Annotated in this window: 22 protein-coding genes and 1 tRNA gene; 14 read left to right on the top strand and 9 right to left on the bottom strand. The window is 68.6% G+C overall.

From position 1 onward, the window contains the following. Nucleotides 1–34 precede the first annotated feature (34 nt). Both acs and BN976_RS25435 read left to right on the top strand, forming a co-directional pair. Complete coding sequence (acs, locus tag BN976_RS25440; RefSeq protein WP_036375194.1) at nt 35–1,996, top strand: acetate--CoA ligase; 1,962 nt, start codon at nt 35–37, stop codon at nt 1,994–1,996. Next, the gene (locus BN976_RS25435; RefSeq protein WP_011782552.1) at nt 1,997–2,401 is read left to right on the top strand and encodes a VOC family protein; all 405 of its coding nucleotides are present in this window, start codon (nt 1,997–1,999) and stop codon (nt 2,399–2,401) included. A 1-nt stretch (nt 2,402) separates the two neighbouring features. On the opposite strand, the gene BN976_RS25430 is transcribed toward BN976_RS25435, so the two are convergent. Next, on the bottom strand, nt 2,403–3,089 hold the full coding sequence (locus BN976_RS25430) for a S1 family peptidase (RefSeq protein ID WP_036375192.1): 687 nt from the start codon (nt 3,087–3,089) through the stop codon (nt 2,403–2,405). Nucleotides 3,090–3,248: 159 nt separating this feature from the next. Here BN976_RS25430 and BN976_RS25425 point away from each other — a divergent pair, with 159 nt between their 5' ends. Both BN976_RS25425 and BN976_RS25420 read left to right on the top strand, forming a co-directional pair. Beyond that, nucleotides 3,249–3,755 (top strand): phage holin family protein, encoded by a 507-nt coding sequence (locus BN976_RS25425; RefSeq protein WP_036375189.1) that lies wholly within the window; start codon nt 3,249–3,251, stop codon nt 3,753–3,755. After that, nucleotides 3,755–4,714: an alpha/beta fold hydrolase gene (locus tag BN976_RS25420; RefSeq protein WP_011782555.1), complete on the top strand. Its 960-nt coding sequence runs from the start codon at nt 3,755–3,757 to the stop codon at nt 4,712–4,714. The genes BN976_RS25425 and BN976_RS25420 overlap by 1 nt, the downstream gene beginning before the upstream one ends. On the opposite strand, the gene marP is transcribed toward BN976_RS25420, so the two are convergent. Genes marP through nth form a run of 4 tightly spaced genes read right to left on the bottom strand, consistent with a single transcriptional unit; the run spans nt 4,711 to nt 8,123 of the window. Further along, a complete protein-coding gene (marP, locus tag BN976_RS25415; RefSeq protein ID WP_011782556.1) occupies nt 4,711–5,904 on the bottom strand; it encodes an acid resistance serine protease MarP in 1,194 nt (397 codons plus the stop codon). The genes BN976_RS25420 and marP overlap by 4 nt on opposite strands. Next, the gene (locus BN976_RS25410) at nt 5,901–6,683 is read right to left on the bottom strand and encodes an NUDIX hydrolase (protein WP_011782557.1); all 783 of its coding nucleotides are present in this window, start codon (nt 6,681–6,683) and stop codon (nt 5,901–5,903) included. The genes marP and BN976_RS25410 overlap by 4 nt, the downstream gene beginning before the upstream one ends. Further along, on the bottom strand, nt 6,680–7,330 hold the full coding sequence (locus tag BN976_RS25405) for a TlpA family protein disulfide reductase (protein ID WP_036375523.1): 651 nt from the start codon (nt 7,328–7,330) through the stop codon (nt 6,680–6,682). The genes BN976_RS25410 and BN976_RS25405 overlap by 4 nt, the downstream gene beginning before the upstream one ends. Before the next feature lie 16 nt (nt 7,331–7,346). Beyond that, complete coding sequence (nth, locus tag BN976_RS25400; protein WP_011782559.1) at nt 7,347–8,123, bottom strand: endonuclease III; 777 nt, start codon at nt 8,121–8,123, stop codon at nt 7,347–7,349. A 144-nt stretch (nt 8,124–8,267) separates the two neighbouring features. Here nth and BN976_RS25395 point away from each other — a divergent pair, with 144 nt between their 5' ends. Beyond that, on the top strand, nt 8,268–8,561 hold the full coding sequence (locus tag BN976_RS25395) for a hypothetical protein (protein ID WP_235622127.1): 294 nt from the start codon (nt 8,268–8,270) through the stop codon (nt 8,559–8,561). Between the two features lie 100 nt (nt 8,562–8,661). Next, entirely contained in the window at nt 8,662–9,336 is a 675-nt protein-coding gene (gene crp, locus BN976_RS25390) for a cAMP-activated global transcriptional regulator CRP (protein WP_003931718.1), read from the top strand. 73 nt (nt 9,337–9,409) lie between these two features. Here crp and BN976_RS25385 read toward each other — a convergent pair whose 3' ends face one another. Genes BN976_RS25385 through BN976_RS33320 form a run of 3 tightly spaced genes read right to left on the bottom strand, consistent with a single transcriptional unit; the run spans nt 9,410 to nt 10,800 of the window. Further along, nucleotides 9,410–10,183 carry an MBL fold metallo-hydrolase gene (locus tag BN976_RS25385; protein WP_011782561.1) on the bottom strand — a complete coding sequence of 258 codons (774 nt, stop codon included), beginning with the start codon at nt 10,181–10,183 and terminating at the stop codon, nt 9,410–9,412. Then, the gene (locus BN976_RS25380; protein ID WP_036375182.1) at nt 10,184–10,642 is read right to left on the bottom strand and encodes a RidA family protein; all 459 of its coding nucleotides are present in this window, start codon (nt 10,640–10,642) and stop codon (nt 10,184–10,186) included. It lies immediately after the preceding gene. Further along, nucleotides 10,639–10,800 (bottom strand): Sp36 family protein, encoded by a 162-nt coding sequence (locus tag BN976_RS33320; protein WP_011782563.1) that lies wholly within the window; start codon nt 10,798–10,800, stop codon nt 10,639–10,641. The genes BN976_RS25380 and BN976_RS33320 overlap by 4 nt, the downstream gene beginning before the upstream one ends. A 48-nt stretch (nt 10,801–10,848) precedes the next feature. Here BN976_RS33320 and BN976_RS25375 point away from each other — a divergent pair, with 48 nt between their 5' ends. Next, the gene (locus BN976_RS25375) at nt 10,849–11,898 is read left to right on the top strand and encodes an ATPase BagA (protein WP_011782564.1); all 1,050 of its coding nucleotides are present in this window, start codon (nt 10,849–10,851) and stop codon (nt 11,896–11,898) included. Between the two features lie 14 nt (nt 11,899–11,912). Then, the gene (locus tag BN976_RS25370) at nt 11,913–13,043 is read left to right on the top strand and encodes an ATPase BagB (RefSeq protein WP_036375180.1); all 1,131 of its coding nucleotides are present in this window, start codon (nt 11,913–11,915) and stop codon (nt 13,041–13,043) included. Nucleotides 13,044–13,052: 9 nt separating this feature from the next. Here BN976_RS25370 and BN976_RS25365 read toward each other — a convergent pair whose 3' ends face one another. Then, nucleotides 13,053–13,409, bottom strand: a complete 357-nt coding sequence (locus BN976_RS25365; RefSeq protein ID WP_011782566.1) for a WhiB family transcriptional regulator — start codon at nt 13,407–13,409, stop codon at nt 13,053–13,055. Nucleotides 13,410–13,774: 365 nt separating this feature from the next. On the opposite strand from BN976_RS25365, the gene ponA2 reads away from it, so the two are divergent. From ponA2 to BN976_RS25335, 6 genes are all read left to right on the top strand, one after another. Further along, nucleotides 13,775–16,228 carry a transglycosylase/D,D-transpeptidase PonA2 gene (gene ponA2, locus BN976_RS25360; RefSeq protein WP_036375177.1) on the top strand — a complete coding sequence of 818 codons (2,454 nt, stop codon included), beginning with the start codon at nt 13,775–13,777 and terminating at the stop codon, nt 16,226–16,228. Between the two features lie 46 nt (nt 16,229–16,274). Continuing rightward, nucleotides 16,275–17,249 carry a metallophosphoesterase gene (locus tag BN976_RS25355; protein WP_036375174.1) on the top strand — a complete coding sequence of 325 codons (975 nt, stop codon included), beginning with the start codon at nt 16,275–16,277 and terminating at the stop codon, nt 17,247–17,249. Beyond that, on the top strand, nt 17,246–18,337 hold the full coding sequence (gene cds1, locus BN976_RS25350; protein WP_036375171.1) for an L-cysteine desulfhydrase Cds1: 1,092 nt from the start codon (nt 17,246–17,248) through the stop codon (nt 18,335–18,337). Before BN976_RS25355 ends, cds1 begins: the two co-directional genes overlap by 4 nt. 242 nt (nt 18,338–18,579) lie before the next feature. Continuing rightward, nucleotides 18,580–18,653, top strand: a tRNA-Pro gene (locus BN976_RS25345). A gap of 124 nt (nt 18,654–18,777) precedes the next feature. After that, a complete protein-coding gene (locus BN976_RS25340) occupies nt 18,778–20,430 on the top strand; it encodes an HsdM family class I SAM-dependent methyltransferase (RefSeq protein ID WP_036375520.1) in 1,653 nt (550 codons plus the stop codon). Further along, nucleotides 20,420–21,415 (top strand): hypothetical protein, encoded by a 996-nt coding sequence (locus BN976_RS25335; RefSeq protein WP_036375167.1) that lies wholly within the window; start codon nt 20,420–20,422, stop codon nt 21,413–21,415. Before BN976_RS25340 ends, BN976_RS25335 begins: the two co-directional genes overlap by 11 nt. Nucleotides 21,416–21,418 lie beyond the last annotated feature (3 nt).

The following is a 21,418-nucleotide window of genomic DNA, read 5'->3' as shown; positions in this document are numbered from 1 at the left end:
GTCAATGCAACGTTTGGTGACTACCCTCACAACCATGACCGAGACGCAACTGGACGCCATCGCGTCCTACCCTCCGCCTCCCGAGTTCACCGAGTCGGCCAATGCGACTGCGGAGCTCTACGACGAGGCCGAAGCCGACCGGCTCGCGTTCTGGGCCAAGCAGGCCAACCGGCTGAGCTGGCAGACACCGTTCACCGAGGTGCTCGACTGGTCGGATGCTCCGTTCGCCAAGTGGTTCGTCGGCGGCAAGCTCAACGTCGCCTACAACTGCGTCGACCGCCACGTCGAGGCCGGCAACGGGGACCGCGTCGCCATCCACTGGGAGGGCGAGCCCGTCGGCGACGCGCGCGACATCACGTATGCGCAGCTCAAAGACGAGGTCTGCCAAGCCGCGAACGCGTTCGCCGAGCTCGGCCTGAAGGCCGGTGACCGGGTGGCCATCTACATGCCGATGGTGCCCGAGGCGATCATCGCGATGCTGGCGTGCGCGCGGCTGGGCGCCATGCACAGCGTTGTGTTCGCCGGGTTCTCGGCCAGTGCGCTCAAGGCCCGTATCGAGGATGCGCAGACCAAGCTCGTCGTCACCACCGACGGTCAGTACCGTCGTGGTTCCGCGGTCGCGTTGAAGACCGCGGTCGACGAGGCCATCGAAAGTCTCGGTGACGACAATCCGGTCGAGCACGTCGTCGTGGTGCGCCGGACCGGCATCGACATCGCGTGGACCCAGGGCCGCGACGTGTTGTGGGAAGAGGTCGTTCCGAAGGCCTCGACCGAACACACACCGGAGGCGTTCGACTCCGAGCACCCGTTGTTCCTGCTGTACACCTCGGGGACCACCGGCAAACCCAAGGGCATCATGCACACCTCGGGCGGCTACCTGACCCAGGCGTCCTACACGCACTACAACGTGTTCGACATCAAGCCCGAAACAGACGTCTACTGGTGCACGGCCGACATCGGCTGGGTCACCGGGCACACCTACATCGTCTACGGGCCGCTGTCCAACGGCGCCACCCAGGTGGTCTACGAGGGCACACCGGCCTCACCCGACGAGCACCGACACTTCCAGGTGATCGAAAAGTACGGCGTGACAATCTATTACACCGCGCCGACGCTGGTCCGTACCTTCATGAAGTGGGGCCGCCAACTGCCCGCGGAGCACGATCTGTCGAGTCTGCGTCTGCTCGGTTCGGTCGGCGAACCGATCAACCCCGAGGCGTGGCGGTGGTACCGGCTGGCGTTCGGCGGGGACAACACCCCGGTGGTGGACACCTGGTGGCAGACCGAGACGGGCGGGATCATGATCTCCCCGTTGCCCGGTGTGACCCACTGCAAGCCCGGCTCGGCGATGCGTGCGCTGCCCGGCATCTCGGCCAAGATCGTCGACGACGACGGCAACGAGCTCGAGCCCTCCCCCGATTACGGCGAACACGTCACCGGTTATCTGGTCCTCGACAAGCCGTGGCCGGCCATGCTGCGCGGCATCTGGGGTGACGAGGAGCGGTTCAGGGAGACCTACTGGTCCCGGTTCGCCGAGAAGGGCTGGTACTTCGCCGGCGACGGCGCTCGGTACGGCACCGACGGCGAGATCTGGGTGCTCGGCCGCATCGACGACGTCATGAACATCTCCGGGCACCGCATCTCGACTGCCGAGGTGGAGTCCGCGCTCGTCGGTCACTCCGGCGTCGCCGAGGCGGCGGTCGTCGGCGCCAGCGACGAGCACACCGGTCAGGCGATCTGCGCCTTCGTCATCCTCAAGTCCAGCGCCCACGGTGGTGAGGCCAACATGGTCGACGAGCTGCGCGCCGAGGTGGCCCGCGAGATCTCGCCGATCGCCAAGCCCCGCGAGATCCATGTGGTGCCCGAGCTGCCGAAGACCCGCAGCGGCAAGATCATGCGGCGCCTGCTGCGTGACGTGGCCGAGGGCCGCGAACTCGGGGACACCTCGACGCTGCTCGACCCCAGCGTGTTCGAGGCGATCCGGGCCAGCAAGTAGGTGGGTGCCGCACCCGGCGGTCCCCTCGACGCCGGGCTACAGCCCTTCCTGGGAACCATCACCGTCGACTCCAGCCGCGCCGCCGTACTGGCCGACTGGTGGTCGGCGGTCCTCGGCGGGACGGTGGACGGTTTCGAGGACTATCACGTCTGGGTGGTGCGCTCGCCGCGCCTGCGCGGTATCAACCTCGCCTTTCAGCAGGTCGAGACGCCCACTCCGGGCAAGAACCGCATCCATCTCGACCTCGGCGCCGTCGACCCGCACGCCACCGCCGCGGCACTGGTGCAACGCGGCGCCTCCGTCGTCGCCGAGCAGGTTGCCGGCGGCGTCACCTGGCTCGTGCTGGCGGACATCGACGGGAACGTGTTCTGCGTGAGCGACACGGGCCCGTTCACGCCTGCCTGACTCAGTACGTCGCGCCGACCGGCACGAAGCCGCTGCCCGGCCTGCCCTTGGCGGTGATGTCGGCCAACTGGGTGTTGAACGACATCGTCACCGCGGGAGTGTGCAGCGGGATGAACTTGACGACGCACGTCGGGAGGTCTTCGGAGAACGCGCCGTGGAGCATGCCGACCAGTCGGTTGTTGACGGTGACGGGGCCACCCGAGTCGCCCGGCCCCCCGCATACCTGGTTGAGGATGGTGCCGGGCTCCTGGCCCGGTCCCCAGGTGACGCCGCAGGAGTAGCCGGTGGAGCGGCCGAGCTTGCAGGCGACGTCACCGAATCGCGGATCCGGGCCCAGCCCGTCGATGCGGAAACCGTTGACGGTGTTGACGGGCGTGACCCTGGCGGGGTCGAACTTGATCACGGCGTAGTCGAGGACGTCGTTGCCCGCGACCATCGTCCCGACGGGGCCCGTGTTCTCGGCGCCCTCGGCCGCGACGACGGCGCCGGGACCGCCGCAGTGCGCGGAGGTGAAGCCGATCAGGCTGCCCTGGTTGTCGGTGCCGATGGCGGTCAGCGTGCACAGTGTCTCGCCGTTGACGACGAGCCCTGAGCCGCCGCCCAGGGGTACCGGTGTGGCGGCGTGGGCGGGCACGATCGCGAGCGTGAGCAGGGCGGTCAGAGCCAGGATCGCCGCGCGGACCGGCACAGAGCGGCCGCTAATCCTCAAGACGTCACTCCCCAATCCCAAAGCCCGACCCGCCTTACCAAGGAACCCGGGCAGTCTATCCTCGGCCGGAATCGTTTCGTGGGACGCCACGTGGCAACATGAACGCGACCGAGAAGAGTGGCCGGAAGGAAGCCAGGCGTGAGCGATCGCAGAAACGGCGTGCCCAACACCGTGACGTCGATACCGCTGGTGGACCCTCACGCTCCGAAGCCCGATCCGTCGATCGGCGATCTGGTCAAGGATGCGACCGCTCAGGTCTCGACGCTGGTGCGGGCCGAGGTGGAGCTGGCCAAGGCCGAGATCACCCGCGACGTCAAGAAGGGCCTGACCGGAAGTGTCTTCTTCATCGGGGCGCTGGTCGTGCTGTTCTACTCGACGTTCTTTTTCTTCTTCTTCCTCGCCGAACTGCTCGACAACTGGCTGTGGAAGTGGGCGTCCTATCTGATCGTGTTCGGGATCATGGTCGTGCTCACCGGGTTGCTGGCGCTGTTCGGGTATCTGAAGGTGCGCCGGATCCGGGGCCCGCAGAAGACCATCGAGACGGTCAGGGAGATCCCCGAGGCGTTCACACCCGGCCCGGACAAGAGGTCCGTCGCAACCACAAACGGCGATCAGGCACCGCCCAAAGACCCGTCAGGCTGGTAATGGTCCGACCCGATCCGTCGGTTGTGCGCATCGGCGGGCCGTGGCGCCATCTGGATGTGCACGCGAACGGGATTCGCTTCCACGTTGTCGAGGCCGAACGGCAGGCCGGTGCCGACGATCGATCGAAACCCCTGACGGACCGGCCCCTGGTCATCCTGCTGCACGGGTTCGGGTCGTTCTGGTGGTCGTGGCGTCATCAGTTGGCCGGCCTGACGGGCGCCCGCGTGGTGGCCGTCGACCTGCGCGGGTACGGCGGCAGCGACAAGCCACCGCGCGGATACGACGGCTGGACGCTGGCCGGTGACGCTGCTGGTCTGGTGCGCGCATTGGGCCACAACACCGCCACGCTGGTGGGTCACGCCGACGGCGGCCTGGTCTGCTGGGCCACCTCGGTGCTGCACCCGAGGGTCGTGCAGGCGATCGCTGTCGTCAGCTCCCCTCACCCTGCGGCGTTGCGGGCCTCGGCGCTGACCCGCCGCGATCAGGGCCAGGCGCTGTTGCCGTCGCTGCTGCGGTATCAGGTGCCGATACGGCCCGAGCGCCTGCTGACCCGCGACGACGGCGCCGAGCTGGAGCGGTTGGTGCGCAGTCGTTCCAGTGCGAAATGGCAAGCCGGCGAAGACTTCTCGGAATCAATCCGGCACATGCGCCGCGCCATCCAGATCCCGTCGGCGGCCCACTGCGCCCTGGAGTACCAACGCTGGGCGGTGCGCAGCCAGCTGCGTGCCGAGGGTCGCCGGTTCATGAGCTCGATGAAGCGGCCGTTGGGGGTTCCGGTGCTGCATCTGCGCGGCGAGCAGGACCCGTATGTGCTGGCCGACCCGGTGTACCGGACGCAACGCTACGCACCGCACGGCCGGTACGTCTCGATCGAAGGCGCCGGGCATTTCAGCCACGAGGAGGCACCCGCGGCGGTCAACGAACAGCTTCGGCGCTTCCTGAACCAGGTGTACGGCTAGCCGGCGCTGATGCAGGTTCCGGTCGCGACACGTTCGACGTTGCCCACCTTGGCCATCTGCCTGGCCACCTCGTCCGCGGTGAGCACGAACCCGGTGTCGACGTCGTCGACGGCGGCGCCGAACACCACGCCGAGCACCCGGCCCTGCCGGTTGATCATCGGCCCGCCCGAATTGCCTTGTTTCACCGTGCCTCTGATGGTGTAGACCTCGCGGGTGACGGTGGTGGAGCGGTAGATGTCGGGCCCGTTGAGCTCGATGACCTCCCGCACCCGTGCCGGGGTGGCGGTGAACTCGCCGCCGCCCGGGTAGCCCATCACGATGCCGTCGGTCCCCGGCTGCGCTTCCGCGTCGACGAACTGCAGCGGGGCGGACGGCAGGTTGGGCACGTCGAGAATCGAGATGTCGGCGTTCGGGTCGTAGGACACCACACCCGCGTCGTAGGTCTGGCCGTCGACCTCGACGGTGACGCTGTCGGAGCCGGCGACCACGTGCGCGTTGGACATCACCCGGTTGGGTGCGACGACGAAACCGGTGCCCTCCAGCACCTTCTGGCAGCTCTGCGCGACCCCGCGGACCTTGACCACGCTCGACCGCGTCGTGTTGACCACCGGCGAAGTCGCCAGCGAGGGGTCCGGCGGGTCGATCTCGGCGACCGGGGTCGGGCCGAAGGGTTTGAGTACGTCGTGCAGTCCTGCTGTCTCCCACAGCGCCGAGAGCCGGTTCGGCACCGATCGCAGCCAGCTGGGCGCGACCGAGTCGACCTCGGCGATGACCTTCGAACCCTGGACCGCGGCGGCCAGATTGGGTTGCGGCGAGGACACCAGCGCCGTGCCGAGCAGCCATGCCGCGGTCAGCACGAGCACGAGTTGAAGCGCCACACCGACCACGGAATCCGCGACGCGCAGCCCGGGGCTGCGGATGGCTCCGCGCACCGCCCGGCCGAGCACCACCCCGGCGATCTCACCGATCACGACCAGCGCGAGGATCAGGAACAACGTGACGAACAGCTTGGTGCGGGGGCCGCTGATGTGGCTCACCACGTGCGGAGCCAGCAGGATCCCCGCCGCGGCGCCGAGCGCCACCCCCACCAGAGCCAGCAGGGAACCCGGCGCCCCCGATCGCCAGCCGGAAATGGCGGCGATGAGTGCCAACGCCAGGATGCTGATATCAAGCCACTGTGACGAGTTCATCGTTGCGCATCACCGTAGCTGCCCTCGGCGTCCAGCAACGCCATTGCCTCGTCGAGTTCGTACACTTTGTCGCTTTCCCACGGCACCGCCCAGCCCGCGACGTCCAGCATCGCCGCGATCACCTGGCCGGTGAAGCCCCACACCATCATCTGGTTGAGCAGGAACGCCGGGCCTGCCGCGCGGCGGGTGTTCTGGCGGCGGTACACCATGATCCGGTTTTCGGGATTGATGAACGCGCGCACCGGAACGCGGGCGACCAGGGCGGTCTCGGACTCGTCGACCACGGCGACCGGACCGGGATCCGGTGAGTACGCCAGCACGGGCACGACGTGGAAACCCGACGGCGGGATGAACATCTTCTCCAGCGTGGCCAGCGGCTGCAGCCGGCCGGCCTCGATTCCCGTCTCCTCGGCGGCTTCCCGCAGCGCGGTGTGGACCGGGCTCTGATCCCCCGGGTCTGCGGCGCCGCCGGGAAAGGCGGCCTGCCCGGCGTGATGGCGCAGCGTCGACGCCCGCACCGTCACCAACAGGTCGGCGTCGTCGGGCAGTGTGCCGCGCGAACCCTCCTGAGGACCGGAGAACAGCACGAGCACCGCGGCATCGCGGCGGGCGCCGGTCACCGCCGCCGTCGCGTTGGCGGCCGTCAGCGCGGCAAGCACCTCGGCGGGTACGCGGCGACGGTAGGCGTCCTTGACGGCGCCGGGTCGGTCGACGAGCGGGGCCAGCCAGGGCGGCGCGGCGGAAGGAGTCAGCTCGCCTTCTCGGCTGTCCCAGCTCACGCGGCTCCAATCTTCGGGTCAACCGCTGCGGCGATTTCATCGGCGGTCGCGAACGACCGAGGCAGGATCTCGGCAACGCTACCGTCCGCGCGAAGCACGACCGTGGCCGGCATCACGTTGGGTACCTGCAGCGCTGCGGCGATGGTCCTGCGACCGTCCTGCAACGTGGGCAGGTGCACGCCCAGTTCGGTCAGGCGCAGCAACGCCGCGCTCTCGTTCTCGTCCTGGTGCACCGTCAGCACCGTCACCGCCGACCCGACGCGCCGCTGGTACTCGGCCATCGCAGGCAGTTCGTCGGCGCACGGGCCGCACCAGTAGGCCCACAGGTTCAGCACGACGGGCCGGCCGGCCACCGCCTCGGCGACGTCGACGCGGGACCCGTCGCCGACGCATTCGAGCTCGATGCCGCGCAGCGTCTCGGGGCCGGGACCCGCGTCTCCACCGGTGGGGCAGGGTTCCAGCGCCGCGCGGGCGCGCAGACCTGCGAGCGCCTCGGGGGTGTCGGCGTCGCGCCGGTCCCGCGCGGAGATGGCGTCGCGTTGGGTCCGGGGCTGGGATTCGTCGGCGTCGAGTTCCGCCCACAGCGCGGCACCGAGCGCGACGACGATCACCAACGCCACGATGCTCCAGCGGGCCGACGCGCTCAGGGACAAGACCGGATGCCTACAGTCCGGCCAGCGCCAGCAGGTGCTCGGTCTCGGGGCCCTTGACCAGCGGGGCGGCAATCAGCGGGTCGGTGGGGCCTGCGCCGTAGGAAGGGCAGTCCTTGGCGAGCACGCACACACCGCAGGCCGGTTTGCGGGCGTGGCACACGCGCCGGCCGTGGAAGATCACCCGGTGGCTGAGCAAGGTCCACTCGCTGCGCTCGATGAGCTCGCCGACGATGTGCTCGACCTTGACCGGGTCTTCTTCAGCGGTCCAGCGCCAGCGGCGCACGAGCCTGCCGAAGTGGGTGTCGACCGTGATCCCCGGGATGTCGAAGGCGTTGCCCAGGATGACGTTGGCGGTCTTGCGCCCGACCCCGGGCAGCGTGACGAGCTCGTCGAGCGTTCTGGGCACCTGCCCGTCGAAACGCTCCTCCAGCGCCTGACCCAACCCGATCAGCGAGTTGGCCTTGTTGCGGTAGAAGCCGGTGGGCCGGATCAGCTCTTCGAGCTCGGTGCGGTCGGCCGTCGCATAGTCCCGCGCGGTCCGGTACTTCTTGAACAGCGCGGGGGTGGTGAGGTTGACGCGCTTGTCGGTGCTCTGCGCGGACAGGATGGTGGCCACCGTCAGCTCGAGCGGGTCGGTGAAGTCCAATTCGCAGTACACGTGCGGAAACGCCTGGGCCAGAGTGCGGTTCATCCGGCGGGCGCGACGGACCAGACCCAGGTGGGTCTCCTCGTCCCATTTGCGGCCCGACTTCCTGGGAGACGCACCGCGGGCCGGTTTCACGGTCACCAGGCCAGCGTACTGACGACCTCCGACGCGCCCGGCGGTGGTCAGGTCCTTAACGTGGACTTTTCGTGATCCCGTCGAGACCTTCGGCGTGTTTACTTCACGGTTGTGTCGTGGTTGCTCGTGGCGCTGATTCCGGGGTTGCTCATGCTGGCGACCTTCGGTTTGGAGCGCGTGGAATCGGGGTTGGGCCGCGACACGGTCACGCCGTCCGATGTCGACGAGTTTCTTGAGCAAGCCAGGGCCGGCGGCGCCCCTACCCCCGCTCGGGACGGGTCCGATCGCGCACCGCACGCCGTGGACCGACGCCCCGGCAAGCGGGACGCACCGCACGCCTCGCTCGTCACCACCATCACCGCCCAGGGTTTGCCGACCCGCGAGTACCTCCATCAGCTCTCGAATACCGAGTTTCGGCAGACCCGACATGCCGATCGTGTGTAGCGTGGGCAGGTCACATAGGGGCATGCCTCTAGACTGATGTCACGATCTTCCGAGGTCGGCTAGCGCATTTTTTTGATCATCGAACGCACAAAGGGGCAACGTGGACGAGATCCTGGCCAGGGCCGGAATCTTCCAGGGTGTGGAACCGAGCGCCGTTTCCGCGCTGACCAAGCAGTTGCAGCCCGTCGACTTCCCGCGCGGGCACACCGTGTTCGCCGAGGGTGAGCCCGGCGACCGCCTGTACATCATCATCTCCGGCAAGGTGAAGATCGGCCGGCGTTCGCCAGATGGTCGCGAGAACCTGCTGACGATCATGGGTCCGTCGGACATGTTCGGCGAGCTGTCGATCTTCGACCCGGGCCCCCGTACCTCGAGTGCCACCACGATCACCGAGGTGCGCGCGGTGTCGATGGACCGTGAAGCGCTGCGGGCGTGGATCGCCGACCGTCCCGAGATCGCCGAGCAGTTGCTGCGCGTGCTGGCCCGCCGCCTGCGCCGCACCAACAACAACCTCGCCGACCTGATCTTCACCGACGTGCCCGGCCGGGTCGCCAAGCAGCTGCTGCAGTTGGCGCAGCGCTTCGGCACGCAGGAGGGCGGCGCGCTGCGCGTCACGCACGATCTGACGCAGGAGGAGATCGCCCAGCTGGTCGGCGCGTCCCGCGAGACCGTCAACAAGGCGCTCGCCGACTTCGCTCACCGCGGCTGGATCCGCCTGGAGGGCAAGAGCGTGTTGATCAGCGACTCCGAGCGGCTGGCCCGCCGAGCGCGGTAACTACTTCGCCGAAATTGCATTCCGGCAGCGAAAGTTCGAGTGGCCGCCTGTTGGAACGCAATTTCGTCGGGTGTCAGCGGCGTAGATGGTCCAGCTGCGCCTGGACCGACGATTCGGCTGCGTCCCAGAGCTTTTCGTCGACGTCGGTGTACACGTGCTCGACCACCTGCCGGGCGGTGGCGTCCTCACCGAGCTCGCGTAACGCCGCACGAACCTGCTCGAGCCGTTCCTCCCGGTGCGTCAGGTAGTCCTGGCTGACGACGACCACGTCGTCGAGCTCGGGGCCGTGCCCGGGCAGCACCCGGCGGTGTCCGAGCCCGTGCAGTCGGCGCAGCGATTCCAGGTAGTCGCCGAGGTCGCCGTCCTCGCTGTCGATGACGGTGGTGCCGCGTCCCAGGATCGTGTCCGCGGTCAGCACGGCATCGCCGACGAGGAAGGACATCGAGTCCGCGGTGTGGCCGGGGGTGGCCATCACGGTGATCTTCAGGCCGGCGGCATCGATCACCTCACCGTCGGTCAGCGTGCCGCCGAGGCCACGCTGGAATCCGCTGCCCACCGAGCGCACCACCGCGCCGGTGAGATCGACGATCCGGTCGATGCCCCCGGTGTGGTCGGCGTGCCGATGACTGATGAGCACCAGCGGGATCGGGCCGAGGGCGGCGAGCCGCTCGATGTGCTCGTCTCTGTCGTCCGGGCCGGGGTCGACGACGACCATCTCGTCGCTGCCCGGCCCGCGCAGCACCCAGGTGTTGGTGCCGTCGAGCGTCATCAACCCCGGGTTCTCGCACAGCAGCACCGACGCGGTGTCGGTCACCGGTCGCAGCAGGCCGTACGCGGGGTGCTCCACCTAGGAGACCTCTACGATCACTTCCACTTCCACCGGAGCGTTGCGCGGCAGCTCGGACACCCCGACCGCCGACCGCGCGTGCGCGCCGGCTTCGCCGAACACCTCACCGAACAGCTCCGAGGCGCCGTTGACGACGCCGGGCTGACCGTCGAATCCCGGTGCCGAGGCGACGAAGCCGACGACCTTGACGACCTTGACCACCGAGTCGATGCCGACCAGCGCATCGACGGCGGCCAGCGCGTTGAGCGCACACCGGCGGGCCAGGTGCTTCGCGTCCTCGGCGGACACCTCGGCGCCGACCTTGCCGGTCGCGGCCAGCTCACCGTTTGAGATCGGCAACTGGCCGGCGGTGTAGACCAGGTTGCCGGTGCGGACCGCGGGCACATACGCCGCCAGCGGCGCGACGACCTCGGGCAGCGCGATGCCGAGCTCGTCCAGCCGCTCCGACCAGCCGCTCACTTGGGCCGCTTGAGGTAGGCGACGTGCTGCTCACCCGTCGGGTTGGGCAGCACCGCGACCAGCTCCCAACCGTCCTCACCCCACTGATCCAGGATCTGTTTGGTGGCGTGCACCAGTAGTGGAATCGTCGCGTACTCCCAGCGGGTCCGTTCGCTCATGCGGCTGAGCTTATCCGTGATCGAACCCGCCTTGGCTAGCATGCATGGGTGGCTACCACGTCTTCTGCGTCTTCCGTGCCTGACGGCACCAAGCAGCTCGGCTGGCCCTCGCGCCTGACCAAGGCACGTCTGCACTTCGTCAGCGGCAAAGGCGGCACCGGCAAGTCGACGATCGCCGCGGCGCTGGCGCTGGCGCTGGCCGCGGGTGGCCGCAAGGTGCTGCTGGTCGAAGTCGAAGGGCGCCAAGGCATTGCGCAGCTCTTCGACGTCCCGCCGCTGCCCTACGAAGAGGTCAAGATCGCGACCGCCGAAGGCGGTGGCCAGGTCAACGCGCTGGCGATCGACACCGAGGCGGCGTTCCTCGAGTACCTGGACATGTTCTACAACCTCGGTTTGGCCGGGCGGGCGATGCGCCGGATCGGTGCCGTCGAGTTCGCGACGACGATCGCGCCGGGCCTGCGGGACGTGCTGCTGACCGGAAAGATCAAGGAGATCGTCACCCGGAACGAGAAAGACCAGCCGCGGGGCAAGGGCCACGTCTATGACGCGGTCGTCGTCGATTCGCCGCCCACCGGTCGCATCGCACGGTTCCTCGATGTCACCAAGGCGGTTTCGGATCTCGCCAAGGGCGGGCCGGTGCATTCCCAGGCCGACGGTGTGGTGAAGCTGCTGCACTCGGACCTGACCGCCATCCACCTCGTCACGCTGCTGGAGGCGCTGCCGATCCAGGAGACACTGGAGGCCATCGACGAGCTGCGCGAGATGGACCTGCCGATCGGCAGCGTCATCGTCAACCGCAACATCCCCGCCTACCTGGCGCCCGACGACCTGGCCAAGGCCGCCGAGGGCGTCATCGACGCCGACGCGATGCGCGCCGGACTGACGACCGCCGGAATCACGCTGTCCGACGACGATTTCGCCGGACTGCTCACCGAGACGATCCAGCACGCCACCCGTATCGCGGCACGCAATGAGAGCGCCGCGCAGCTCGTCGAGCTCGACGTGTCGCGGCTGGATCTCCCGACATTGCCCGACGGCGTCGACCTCGGGAGCCTCTACGAACTGGCCGAAGAGCTCGCCCACCAGGGCGTGCGGTGAGCGGAAGAGACACGATGAGCCACACCCCACCGACCCTCGACATGGCCTCGATCCTGCGGGACACCTCCAACCGGGTGGTGGTCTGCTGCGGTGCGGGCGGGGTCGGCAAGACCACCACCGCGGCCGCGATGGCGCTGCGCGCCGCCGAGTACGGCCGCACCGTGGTGGTGCTGACAATCGACCCGGCCAAGCGGCTGGCCCAGGCGTTGGGAATCCGGGATCTCGGCAATACGCCGCAGCGGGTGCCGCTGGCGCCGGAGGTGACCGGCGAGCTGCACGCGATGATGCTCGACATGCGTCGCACGTTCGACGAGATGGTGCTCCAGTACTCCGGGCCCGGTCGCGCGGATTCCATTCTGGACAACCAGTTCTACCAAACCGTGGCCACCTCGCTTGCCGGCACGCAGGAGTACATGGCCATGGAGAAGCTGGGACAGCTTCTGGCAGAAGACAAGTGGGACCTGATCGTGGTGGACACCCCACCGTCGCGCAACGCGCTGGACTTCCTCGACGCGCCGAAGCGGCTGGGCAGCTTCATGGACAGCAGGCTGTGGCGGATGCTGCTGGCGCCGGGGCGCGGCATCGGGCGGCTGGTCACCGGAGCGGTCGGGCTGGCGATGAAAGGGATGTCGACGATCCTCGGGTCGCAGATGCTCTCGGACGCAGCCGCTTTCGTCCAGTCCCTGGATGCGACGTTCGGCGGGTTCCGGGAGAAGGCTGATCGGACCTATGAGCTGCTCAAGCGGCGCGGCACGCAGTTCGTGGTGGTTTCGGCCGCCGAGCCCGATGCGCTGCGCGAGGCGGCGTTCTTCGTCGACCGGCTCTCCACCGAGCACATGCCGCTGGCGGGCCTGATCCTCAACCGCACCCATCCGACGCTGTGTGACCTGCACGCGGAGAAGGCGGCGGAAGCGGCCGAGGAACTGGAGCAGACCGACCCGGATTCGGTGGCCGTGGCGGCGTTGAAGATTCACGCCGACCGTGCGTCGACCGCCAAACGGGAGATCCGGCTGTTGTCACGCTTCACCGGCGCGAACCCGACGGTGGCGATCGTGGGTGTGCCGTCACTGCCGTTCGACGTTTCCGACCTCGACGCGCTGCGCGCGATCGCCGATCAGATCACCGGCGGGGCGGCCGCCGCGTAGCGGCTCGACTTAGCCGGCAGTGCGATGTTTGCGCTGCGCGGCAAAGAAGTCGGCCCAGGAAACAACTTCGGGGTGCTGCTTGAGCAGGGCGCGGCGCTGACGCTCGGTCATGCCTCCCCACACACCGAACTCCACGCGGTTGTCCAACGCATCGGCGCCGCACTCGGCGATCACGGGGCAGTGGCGGCAGATGACCGCGGCCTTGCGCTGGGCGGCGCCCCGCACGAACAGTTCGTCGGGATCCGTCTGGCGACACCGGGCCTGCGAAACCCAGGCAATACGGGCTTCTGCCTCGGCGCCGTGCAAAATGGACTGGTCAGATGGATCCACGGTGGTCTTGCGAGCCGCGGGCTTGATTGATGACACCAGCGATCCCCTATCGTTCTGGCCGCGCCCCGACAACGCAGACGACTGTTAACCCATGCGTCGATTGCTAGTGCGATCTACGCCACACTGCGAGTACTGGGTGTGACCTGCATCGCACTGTCAGCTCAACTTAGGTGGTCAGGGCTGGTTTGCGCAATACATCCGTGACCACTTTTTTGGGACGACCGTGCCGTCAGACGGGTACAGTGCCCGGCTTCAGGGCTCCTGTTCCTCGCGCAAGCGCTCGTCAGAACCGGTCCGTTCCTCGCGCAAGCGCTCGTCAGCGGCGTTTGACATGGCCTGTCATGACCGCGTCCGGCCTGCTCGAGGCACGGCCGCCGGAAAGTCGTCGCTAGTCTGTACCCATGCCGGAGCACCCCTCGGGCCCGCCGCCGCGCGCGGTCACGGTCATCAAGCTCGCCTGGTGCGTCCTACTCGCCAGTGTGGTGGCCGCCGGACTGATGTTCCCGGTCGTCGGCGGCTTCGGCCTGATGTCCAACCGCGCTTCCGACGTAGTCGCCAACGGCTCGGCCCAGCTGGTCGAGGGCGAGGTGCCGCAGGTGTCCACGATGACGGACGCCAAGGGCAACGTCATCGCGTGGCTGTACAACCAGCGGCGCTTCGAGGTGCCCAGCGATCAGATCGCCAACACGATGAAACTGGCGATCGTCTCGATCGAGGACAAGAGGTTTGCCGATCACAACGGTGTCGACTGGCAGGGCACACTGACGGGCCTGTCGGGATATCTGTCGGGCAACCTCGACACCCGCGGCGGATCCACGATCGAACAGCAGTATGTGAAGAACTACCAGCTGCTGGTGATCGCCCAGACCGACGCCGAGAAACGGGCGGCGATCGAGACGACCCCTGCGCGCAAGCTGCGCGAGATCCGGATGGCGTTGACGCTGGACAAGACGTTCACCAAACCGGAGATCCTGACGCGATATCTGAACCTGGTGTCCTTCGGCAACAACGCCTTCGGTGTGCAGGACGCCGCGCAGACCTACTTCGGGGTCAACGCCTCGGAGCTGAACTGGCAGCAGGCCGCGTTGCTGGCCGGCATGGTGCAGTCGACGAGCACGCTGAACCCCTACACCAACCCCGACGGTGCGCTGGCACGGCGAAACGTGGTGCTCGACACCATGATCGAGAACCTGCCGGAGCACGCCGACGAGCTGCGCACCGCCAAACAGCAGCCGCTCGGGATCCTGCCGCAACCCAAGGAACTGCCGAGGGGCTGCATCGCCGCAGGCGACCGCGCGTTCTTCTGCGATTACGCGCTGGACTACCTGGCCCGTGCCGGGATCAGCAAGGATCAGGTCGCCAAGGGCGGTTACCTCATCAAGACCACGCTGGAACCGGACGTGCAGGCATCGGTGAAGAACGCGATCAACGAGTTCGCGAGCCCTGATCTGCCCGGCGTCGCGAGCGTCATGAGCGTCATCCGGCCGGGTAAGGACTCCCATCCGGTGCTGGCGATGGCCAGCAACCGCACCTACGGCCTGAACCTGGATGCCGGGGAGACGATGCAGCCGCAGCCGTTCTCACTGGTGGGCAACGGCGCCGGGTCGGTGTTCAAGATCTTCACCACCGCGGCGGCCATGGAGATGGGGATGGGCATCAACGCCCAGCTCGACTCGCCGTCACGCTTCGAGGCCAAGGGCCTGGGCAGCGGCGGTGCGCGCGGGTGCCCGCCCGCGACGTGGTGTGTCCAGAACGCAGGCAACTACCGCGGCACCATGAACGTCACCGATGCGCTGGCGACGTCGCCGAACACCGCGTTCGCGAAGCTGATCGCCCAGGTCGGGGTGCAGCGCACCGTGGACATGGCGGTGAAGCTGGGGTTGCGGTCCTACGCACTGCCCGGCACCGCCCGCGACTACGACCCCGAGAGCAACGAGAGCCTCGCGGACTTCGTGAAGCGGCAGAACCTCGGATCGTTCACACTGGGCCCGATCGAGGTGAACGCCCTGGAGCTGTCCAACGTGGCGGCGACGCTGGCGTCGGGCGGCATGTGGTGTCCGCCCAACCCGATCGCCGAGGTGCGCGACCGGTACGGCGAGGCGGTGTCGGTGACGACCGAGACGTGCGAGCAGGTGGTCCCCGAAGGCCTGGCCAACACGCTGGCCGTCGCCATGAGCAAGGACGACACCGGTGCGGGCACCGCGGCCGGTGCAGCGGGCTCGACTGGCTGGTCCCTGCCGATGTCGGGCAAGACCGGCACCACCGAGTCCAACCGCTCGTCAGCGTTTCTGGGCTTCACCAATCAGTACGCCGCCGCCAGCTACATCTACGACGACTCGACGGCGCCGACGGAGCTGTGTTCGTTTCCGCTTCGGCAGTGCGGCTCGGGCAACCTGTTCGGCGGTAACGAGCCGGCCCGCACCTGGTTCACCGCGATGACGCCGATCGCCACCGCGTTCGGCGACGTCACGCTGCCTCCGACTGATCCGCGCTATGTCGACGGGGCACCAGGGTCGAAGGTGCCCAGTGTCGCGGGCATGAACCAGGACACCGCGCGGCAGCGGCTGCGCGAGGCCGGGTTCCAGGTCGCCGACCAGCCCACCCCGGTCAACAGCACGGCGCCGTACGGCGCCGTGGTGGGAACGTCGCCGACCGGTCAGACGGTGCCGGGGTCGATCATCACGATCCAGATCTCCAACGGCATCCCGCCCGCCCCTCCGCCACCGCCGCCCGGCGCCCCACCGGGCCTGCCACCCCCGCCGATCGGTCAGACCGTCATCCAGATCCCGGGTCTGCCGCCGATCACGGTGCCGGTCCTTGGGCCGCCTCCACCTCCACCCCCGCCTCCGGGCTGAGCCCGGAGGTTCGGTGGCAACCCGCGAGTAGCGATAGGCTGGGAGAATGCCTTCTGTGCCTTCTGGTTCACCGGGTTCGATACTCAAGGCCACCGCTGCCGCTTCCCTGGGCACGCTCGTCGCGGGTATCGGCTACGCGTCGCTGATCGAGCGCAACGCCTTCGTCGTGCGCGAGGCGACGATGCCGGTGCTCTCCCCGGGGTCCTCCCCGCTGAAGGTCCTGCACATCAGCGACCTGCACATGCGTCCCACGCAGCGGCGTAAGCAGGCCTGGGTGCGCGACCTGGCGCGCTGGCAACCCGATTTCGTGGTCAACACCGGCGACAACCTGGCGCACCCCAAGGCGGTGCCCTCGGTGGTGCAGGCGCTCGGTGATCTGCTTTCGGTTCCCGGCGTCTTCGTCTTCGGCAGCAACGACTATTTCGCCCCGCGCCTGAAGAACCCCGCCAACTACCTGACCAACCCCGGCCACCGGATCCACGGGGAGCCGTTGCCCTGGCAGGACCTGCGCGCGGCGTTCACCGAGCGCGGTTGGCTCGACATGACGCACACCCGCCGCGAGTTCGAGGTGGCCGGGCTGCACATCGCGGCGGCCGGTGTCGACGACCCGCACCTGAAGCGGGACCGCTACGAAACCATCGCAGGGCCGGCGAGCCCGACGGCCAACCTGACGCTGGGTTTGACCCACTCCCCCGAGCCGCGCGTGCTGGACCGGTTCGCCGCCGACGGCTACCAGCTGGTGATGGCGGGGCACACCCACGGCGGCCAGCTGTGCCTGCCGTTCTACGGAGCGATCGTCACCAACTGCGACCTGGACCGGTCCCGGGCAAAGGGCCCGTCCCGCTGGGGTGCGCGCACGCAGTTGCACGTGTCGGCGGGTCTCGGCACGTCGCCGTATGCTCCGCTGCGGTTCTGCTGCAGGCCGGAGGCGACGATGCTGACGCTGGTGGCGGCGCCGACCGGCGGTTCCGATCTGGGATCGCGGGCCGGACACTCGAGCCCGACCGTATCGGCGCGGTGAGCCCGTCGGGTCCGTGTCGTCAGTCGCGGGCATGGGTCGACAACGCGGTCCGGCTGATCGAGGCCGACGCGCACCGCAGCGCTGACACGCATCTGCTGCGCTATCCGCTGCCCGCGTGCTGGTCGGCCGATGTCGCGCTGTACCTGAAGGACGAGACCACCCACATCACCGGCAGCCTCAAGCACCGGCTGGCGCGGTCGCTGTTCCTCTATGCGCTGTGCAACGGGTGGATCGGCGAGGACACCACGGTGATCGAGGCGTCGTCGGGGTCGACGGCGGTGTCGGAAGCGTACTTCGCGGCCATGCTGGGGCTGCCGTTCATCGCGGTGATGCCGGCGTCGACGAGTTCGTCGAAGGTCGCGTTGATCGAATCCCAAGGCGGGCGTTGCCATTTCGTCGACGAGTCGGCGCAGGTGTACGACGAGGCGCAGCGGCTGGCCGAGGAGACCGGCGGGCACTACCTCGACCAGTTCACCAACGCCGAGCGGGCCACCGACTGGCGGGGAAACAACAACATCGCCGAGTCGATCTTCCAGCAGATGGGTCAGGAGACCCATCCGGTGCCGGAGTGGATCGTGGTGGGCGCCGGCACCGGCGGCACCAGCGCCACCATCGGCCGCTATCTGCGGTACCGGCGCCACCCCACCCGGCTGTGTGTGGTCGATCCGGAGAACTCCGCGTTCTACCCGTCGTATCAGAGCGGGGACCCCGACGTGGTGACCGCTGCGTCGTCGCGCATCGAGGGCATCGGGCGGCCGCGGGTGGAACCGTCGTTCATCCCGGGCGTGGTGGACCGCATGATCTCGGTGCCCGACAGCGGTTCGGTGGCCGCCGCGCACCACGTGAGCCGGGTCCTCGGGCGGCGGGTCGGGCCGTCCACGGGCACCAACATCTGGGGGGCGTTCGGGTTACTTGCGGAGATGGCCGCCCAGGGCTGCAGCGGGTCCGTGGTGACCCTGCTGGCCGACAGCGGCGACCGCTACGCGGACACCTACTTCTGCGACGAGTGGCTGACCAGCCACGGCATCGAACCGGCGGAATCGGCCGGCGTGCTGTCGGAGTTCGAGCGGTCCGGACGCTGGCCCTGATCGTCTGAACGACGGGTGAGCGGACCGTCGGAGGTCAGGAACAGCCACAGGGCCGCCAGCGCGAAGAAGCCCAGGTAGATCGATGCACCCAATCCGGTCATGTCTCGCCCCGTTTCGTCGGTCTGTGTCTGTCAGTGTGTACAACGCCACCGACAGTCCCGATCCATCCCTCGGTGTGTCGCGTCACAATTGGGCGTTTGGCTTCTTCGGTGCCCGGTGCGATACGCTGTCGTGGCTTCACGCGGGGTGTGGCGCAGCTTGGTAGCGTGCTTCGTTCGGGACGAAGAGGTCGTGGGTTCGAATCCCGCCACCCCGACTCGTGTGTTCGCAGTGAGAGGCCCTGACCGGTTACCCGGTTCAGGGCCTTCTTGCGTTGCTGACCCGGCCGGGCGTCGGCGGGTCAGCGGTGCGGTGTCGGTGCGCTGCGGCACGATATGCGCATGCTTCCCGGTGACAACGCTGACCTGCGCAAGGCGCGCGGCGCGTTCTTCACCCCGACGCCGGTGGCGCGGTTCCTGACCGACTGGGCAGTGCGCCACCCCGAGCACTCCGTGCTCGAACCATCCTGCGGCGAAGCCGTTTTCCTGCACGAGATCGGGCAGCGGGGCGGCCACACCGGTCCGCTGGTCGGGGTCGAGATCCACCCCGACTCCGCCGAGGAGTCCCAGCGCAGCCTGCGGGCGCGGGGCATCGACGCGACAATCCATTCGCGGGATTTCTTCTCCCACGCCGAGTTCGGCAGCTACGACGCGGTCGTCGGCAACCCGCCGTACGTCCGCTATCAGGATTTCGTCGGGGAGGCCCGCGCCCGGGCCCGGCAGGCGGCGCTGCGCGCGGGCGTCGCCCTGTCCAACCTCGCCTCGTCGTGGGCGGCGTTCACCGTGCATTCCGCGCTGCACCTGCGCCCGGGCGGTCGGCTGGGCCTGGTGCTGCCCGCCGAACTGCTGAGCGTCAACTACGCCGCCGGGGTGCGCCAGTACCTGATGGACCACTTCGGACAGGTCGGCCTGGTGCTGTTCGACGAGCGCGTGTTCCCCGGCGTGCTGGAGGAGGTGGTGCTCCTGCTGGCCGACGGCTACCAGCCCGACGGTGGCCGGGGCGCCACCCACATGCGGCTGTCCCAGGTCCGCGACGCCGCCGGCCTCGCCCGGCTCACCGGGTCGCGGCGCTGGAGCCCGCCCGGCAACGGCGCCAAGTGGTCGGCCGGTCTGATGTCGGCGGCTGGCCTGTCGGCGTTCGACTCGGCGGTGCGCGGCGACGCGTTCACCTTCCTGGAGACCTGGGGCGACACCACTCTGGGCATGGTCACCGGCAGCAACCGCTTCTTCACGCTCTCGCCGGACAAGGTGGATGCGCTGGGGCTGGCGCCGTCCGATCTGATCCCGCTGTCCCCGCCGGGGTCGCGGCATCTGCGCGGTCTGGCCCTGACACCGAAGGCGCTGCGCGCACTCGGCGAGGAAGGCCGGTCGACGTACCTGTTCCGCCCGGCCGACGAGCCGTCCCCCGCCGGTTGGCACTACATCGCCTCCGGTGAGGACCTCGACGTGCACCGCGCCTACAAATGCCGGGTCCGCACTCCGTGGTGGCGGGTGCCGTATCTGCGGCCCGCGGACCTGTTCCTGACCTACATGAATGCCGACACGCCACGGCTGACCAGCAACCGCGCCCGCACGCATCACCTCAATTCGGTGCACGGCGTGTATCTGCGCGACGAGTTCCGCCAGGACGGCATGAACCTGTTGCCGCTGGCGTCGCTGAACTCGGTGACCCTGCTTGGCGCCGAGACGGTGGGCCGCGCCTACGGTGGTGGGATGCTGAAGATCGAGCCACGCGAAGCCGACGTTCTCCCGGTACCGTCGCCGGACCTGGTGCGCCGCAACGCCGATCAGCTCCGCCGTATCCGCCCCGCGGTCGCCACCTGCCTGCGCGACGCCCGCCTGCTCGACGCCGTCGCCCTGGTCGACGAGGTGCTGCTACTCGGCACGTCGACCCTGTCCGAGCGCGCGCTGCGCGCGGTCCGCCGCGACCACGCCGGCCTCACCGCACGTCGCATCACCCGAGGAAAAGTCGGAAAAGCCCACGGTGGCAAGTAAACCCAGCGCGAAGTCACTGGCATGGCCGTTGTTCGACGCTCTCGTCGACCAGTCGCCGTTCAGGACGGTCAACCCGTGGAAGGCCGACGGGACCTTCGCCCCGGACTACGCCACCCTGCGCAAGCTGCTCGCGGTGCCGCTGCTGCTGGGCGCCGAGAGCCGGTCGGGGGTGCCCGCCCTGGCCCTCGACGTGTGGGTTGCCTACGAACTGCGCCGCGCCGGGCTGGACCCCGACGCGGTGTGGCCGCGCGCCGAAGCGCCGCGGGTCGTCGACCGTGACGTGCTCGCGTTCATCAAGTCCGTCCCGAAGAACGCCGGCCGCGACGAACTGCTGGCTCGGCTGCGCAAGGGCGCGGCCACCGGAGGGGTCGGGGCCGCCTCGGCCAACATCGCCGGAAAGAACTACTTCAAGCAGGTCGACGTCATCATGTCGTCCTGGCAGACCGGCCCGGAGCTGCTGATCTCGACCAAGCGGATGGACTCGTCGTTCGGCAAGAACGCCGCCAACCGTGTCGAGGAGTCCTACGGCGACGCCAAGAACCTGGCGCTGCGCCACCCGCTGGCGGCGCTGGGTTTCATGTACTCCCTGCGCTCGACCGCCTACACCGAGGAGCGCAGGCAGTTCGACTGGATCGTCGACCTGCTCACCAAACTGGGCAGGGAGGAGGACGCCTACGATGCGTGCGCGCTCGTCGTACCCGAATGGGTTGGCGAACCACTGATCCCCGACCTCGGACCGCCCGAGCCCGACGACGCGGTCCTCGACCTCTTCGACGTCGACATCGAGGACGTCGACAGGGAGTCGACGGCCGACACGGCCACCCAGCTCGCGGCGCTGCCGGACGTGACCCTGCGCACCGACCTGGTACCCGATGAACTCAGCCCGGCCCGGTTTTTCGAGGTGATGCTGACGATCGTGATGGACAACTCGAACATCACCCAGCACGAGGAGGCGCGGCTGCGGCGCAGCCGAGCAGTCGGCTGACCG

The organism is Mycolicibacterium austroafricanum, from assembly GCF_000612725.1.
In the GTDB taxonomy this organism is placed as follows: Bacteria; Actinomycetota; Actinomycetes; order Mycobacteriales; family Mycobacteriaceae; genus Mycobacterium; species Mycobacterium austroafricanum.
This window is presented reverse-complemented; position numbering and strand designations above follow the sequence as displayed.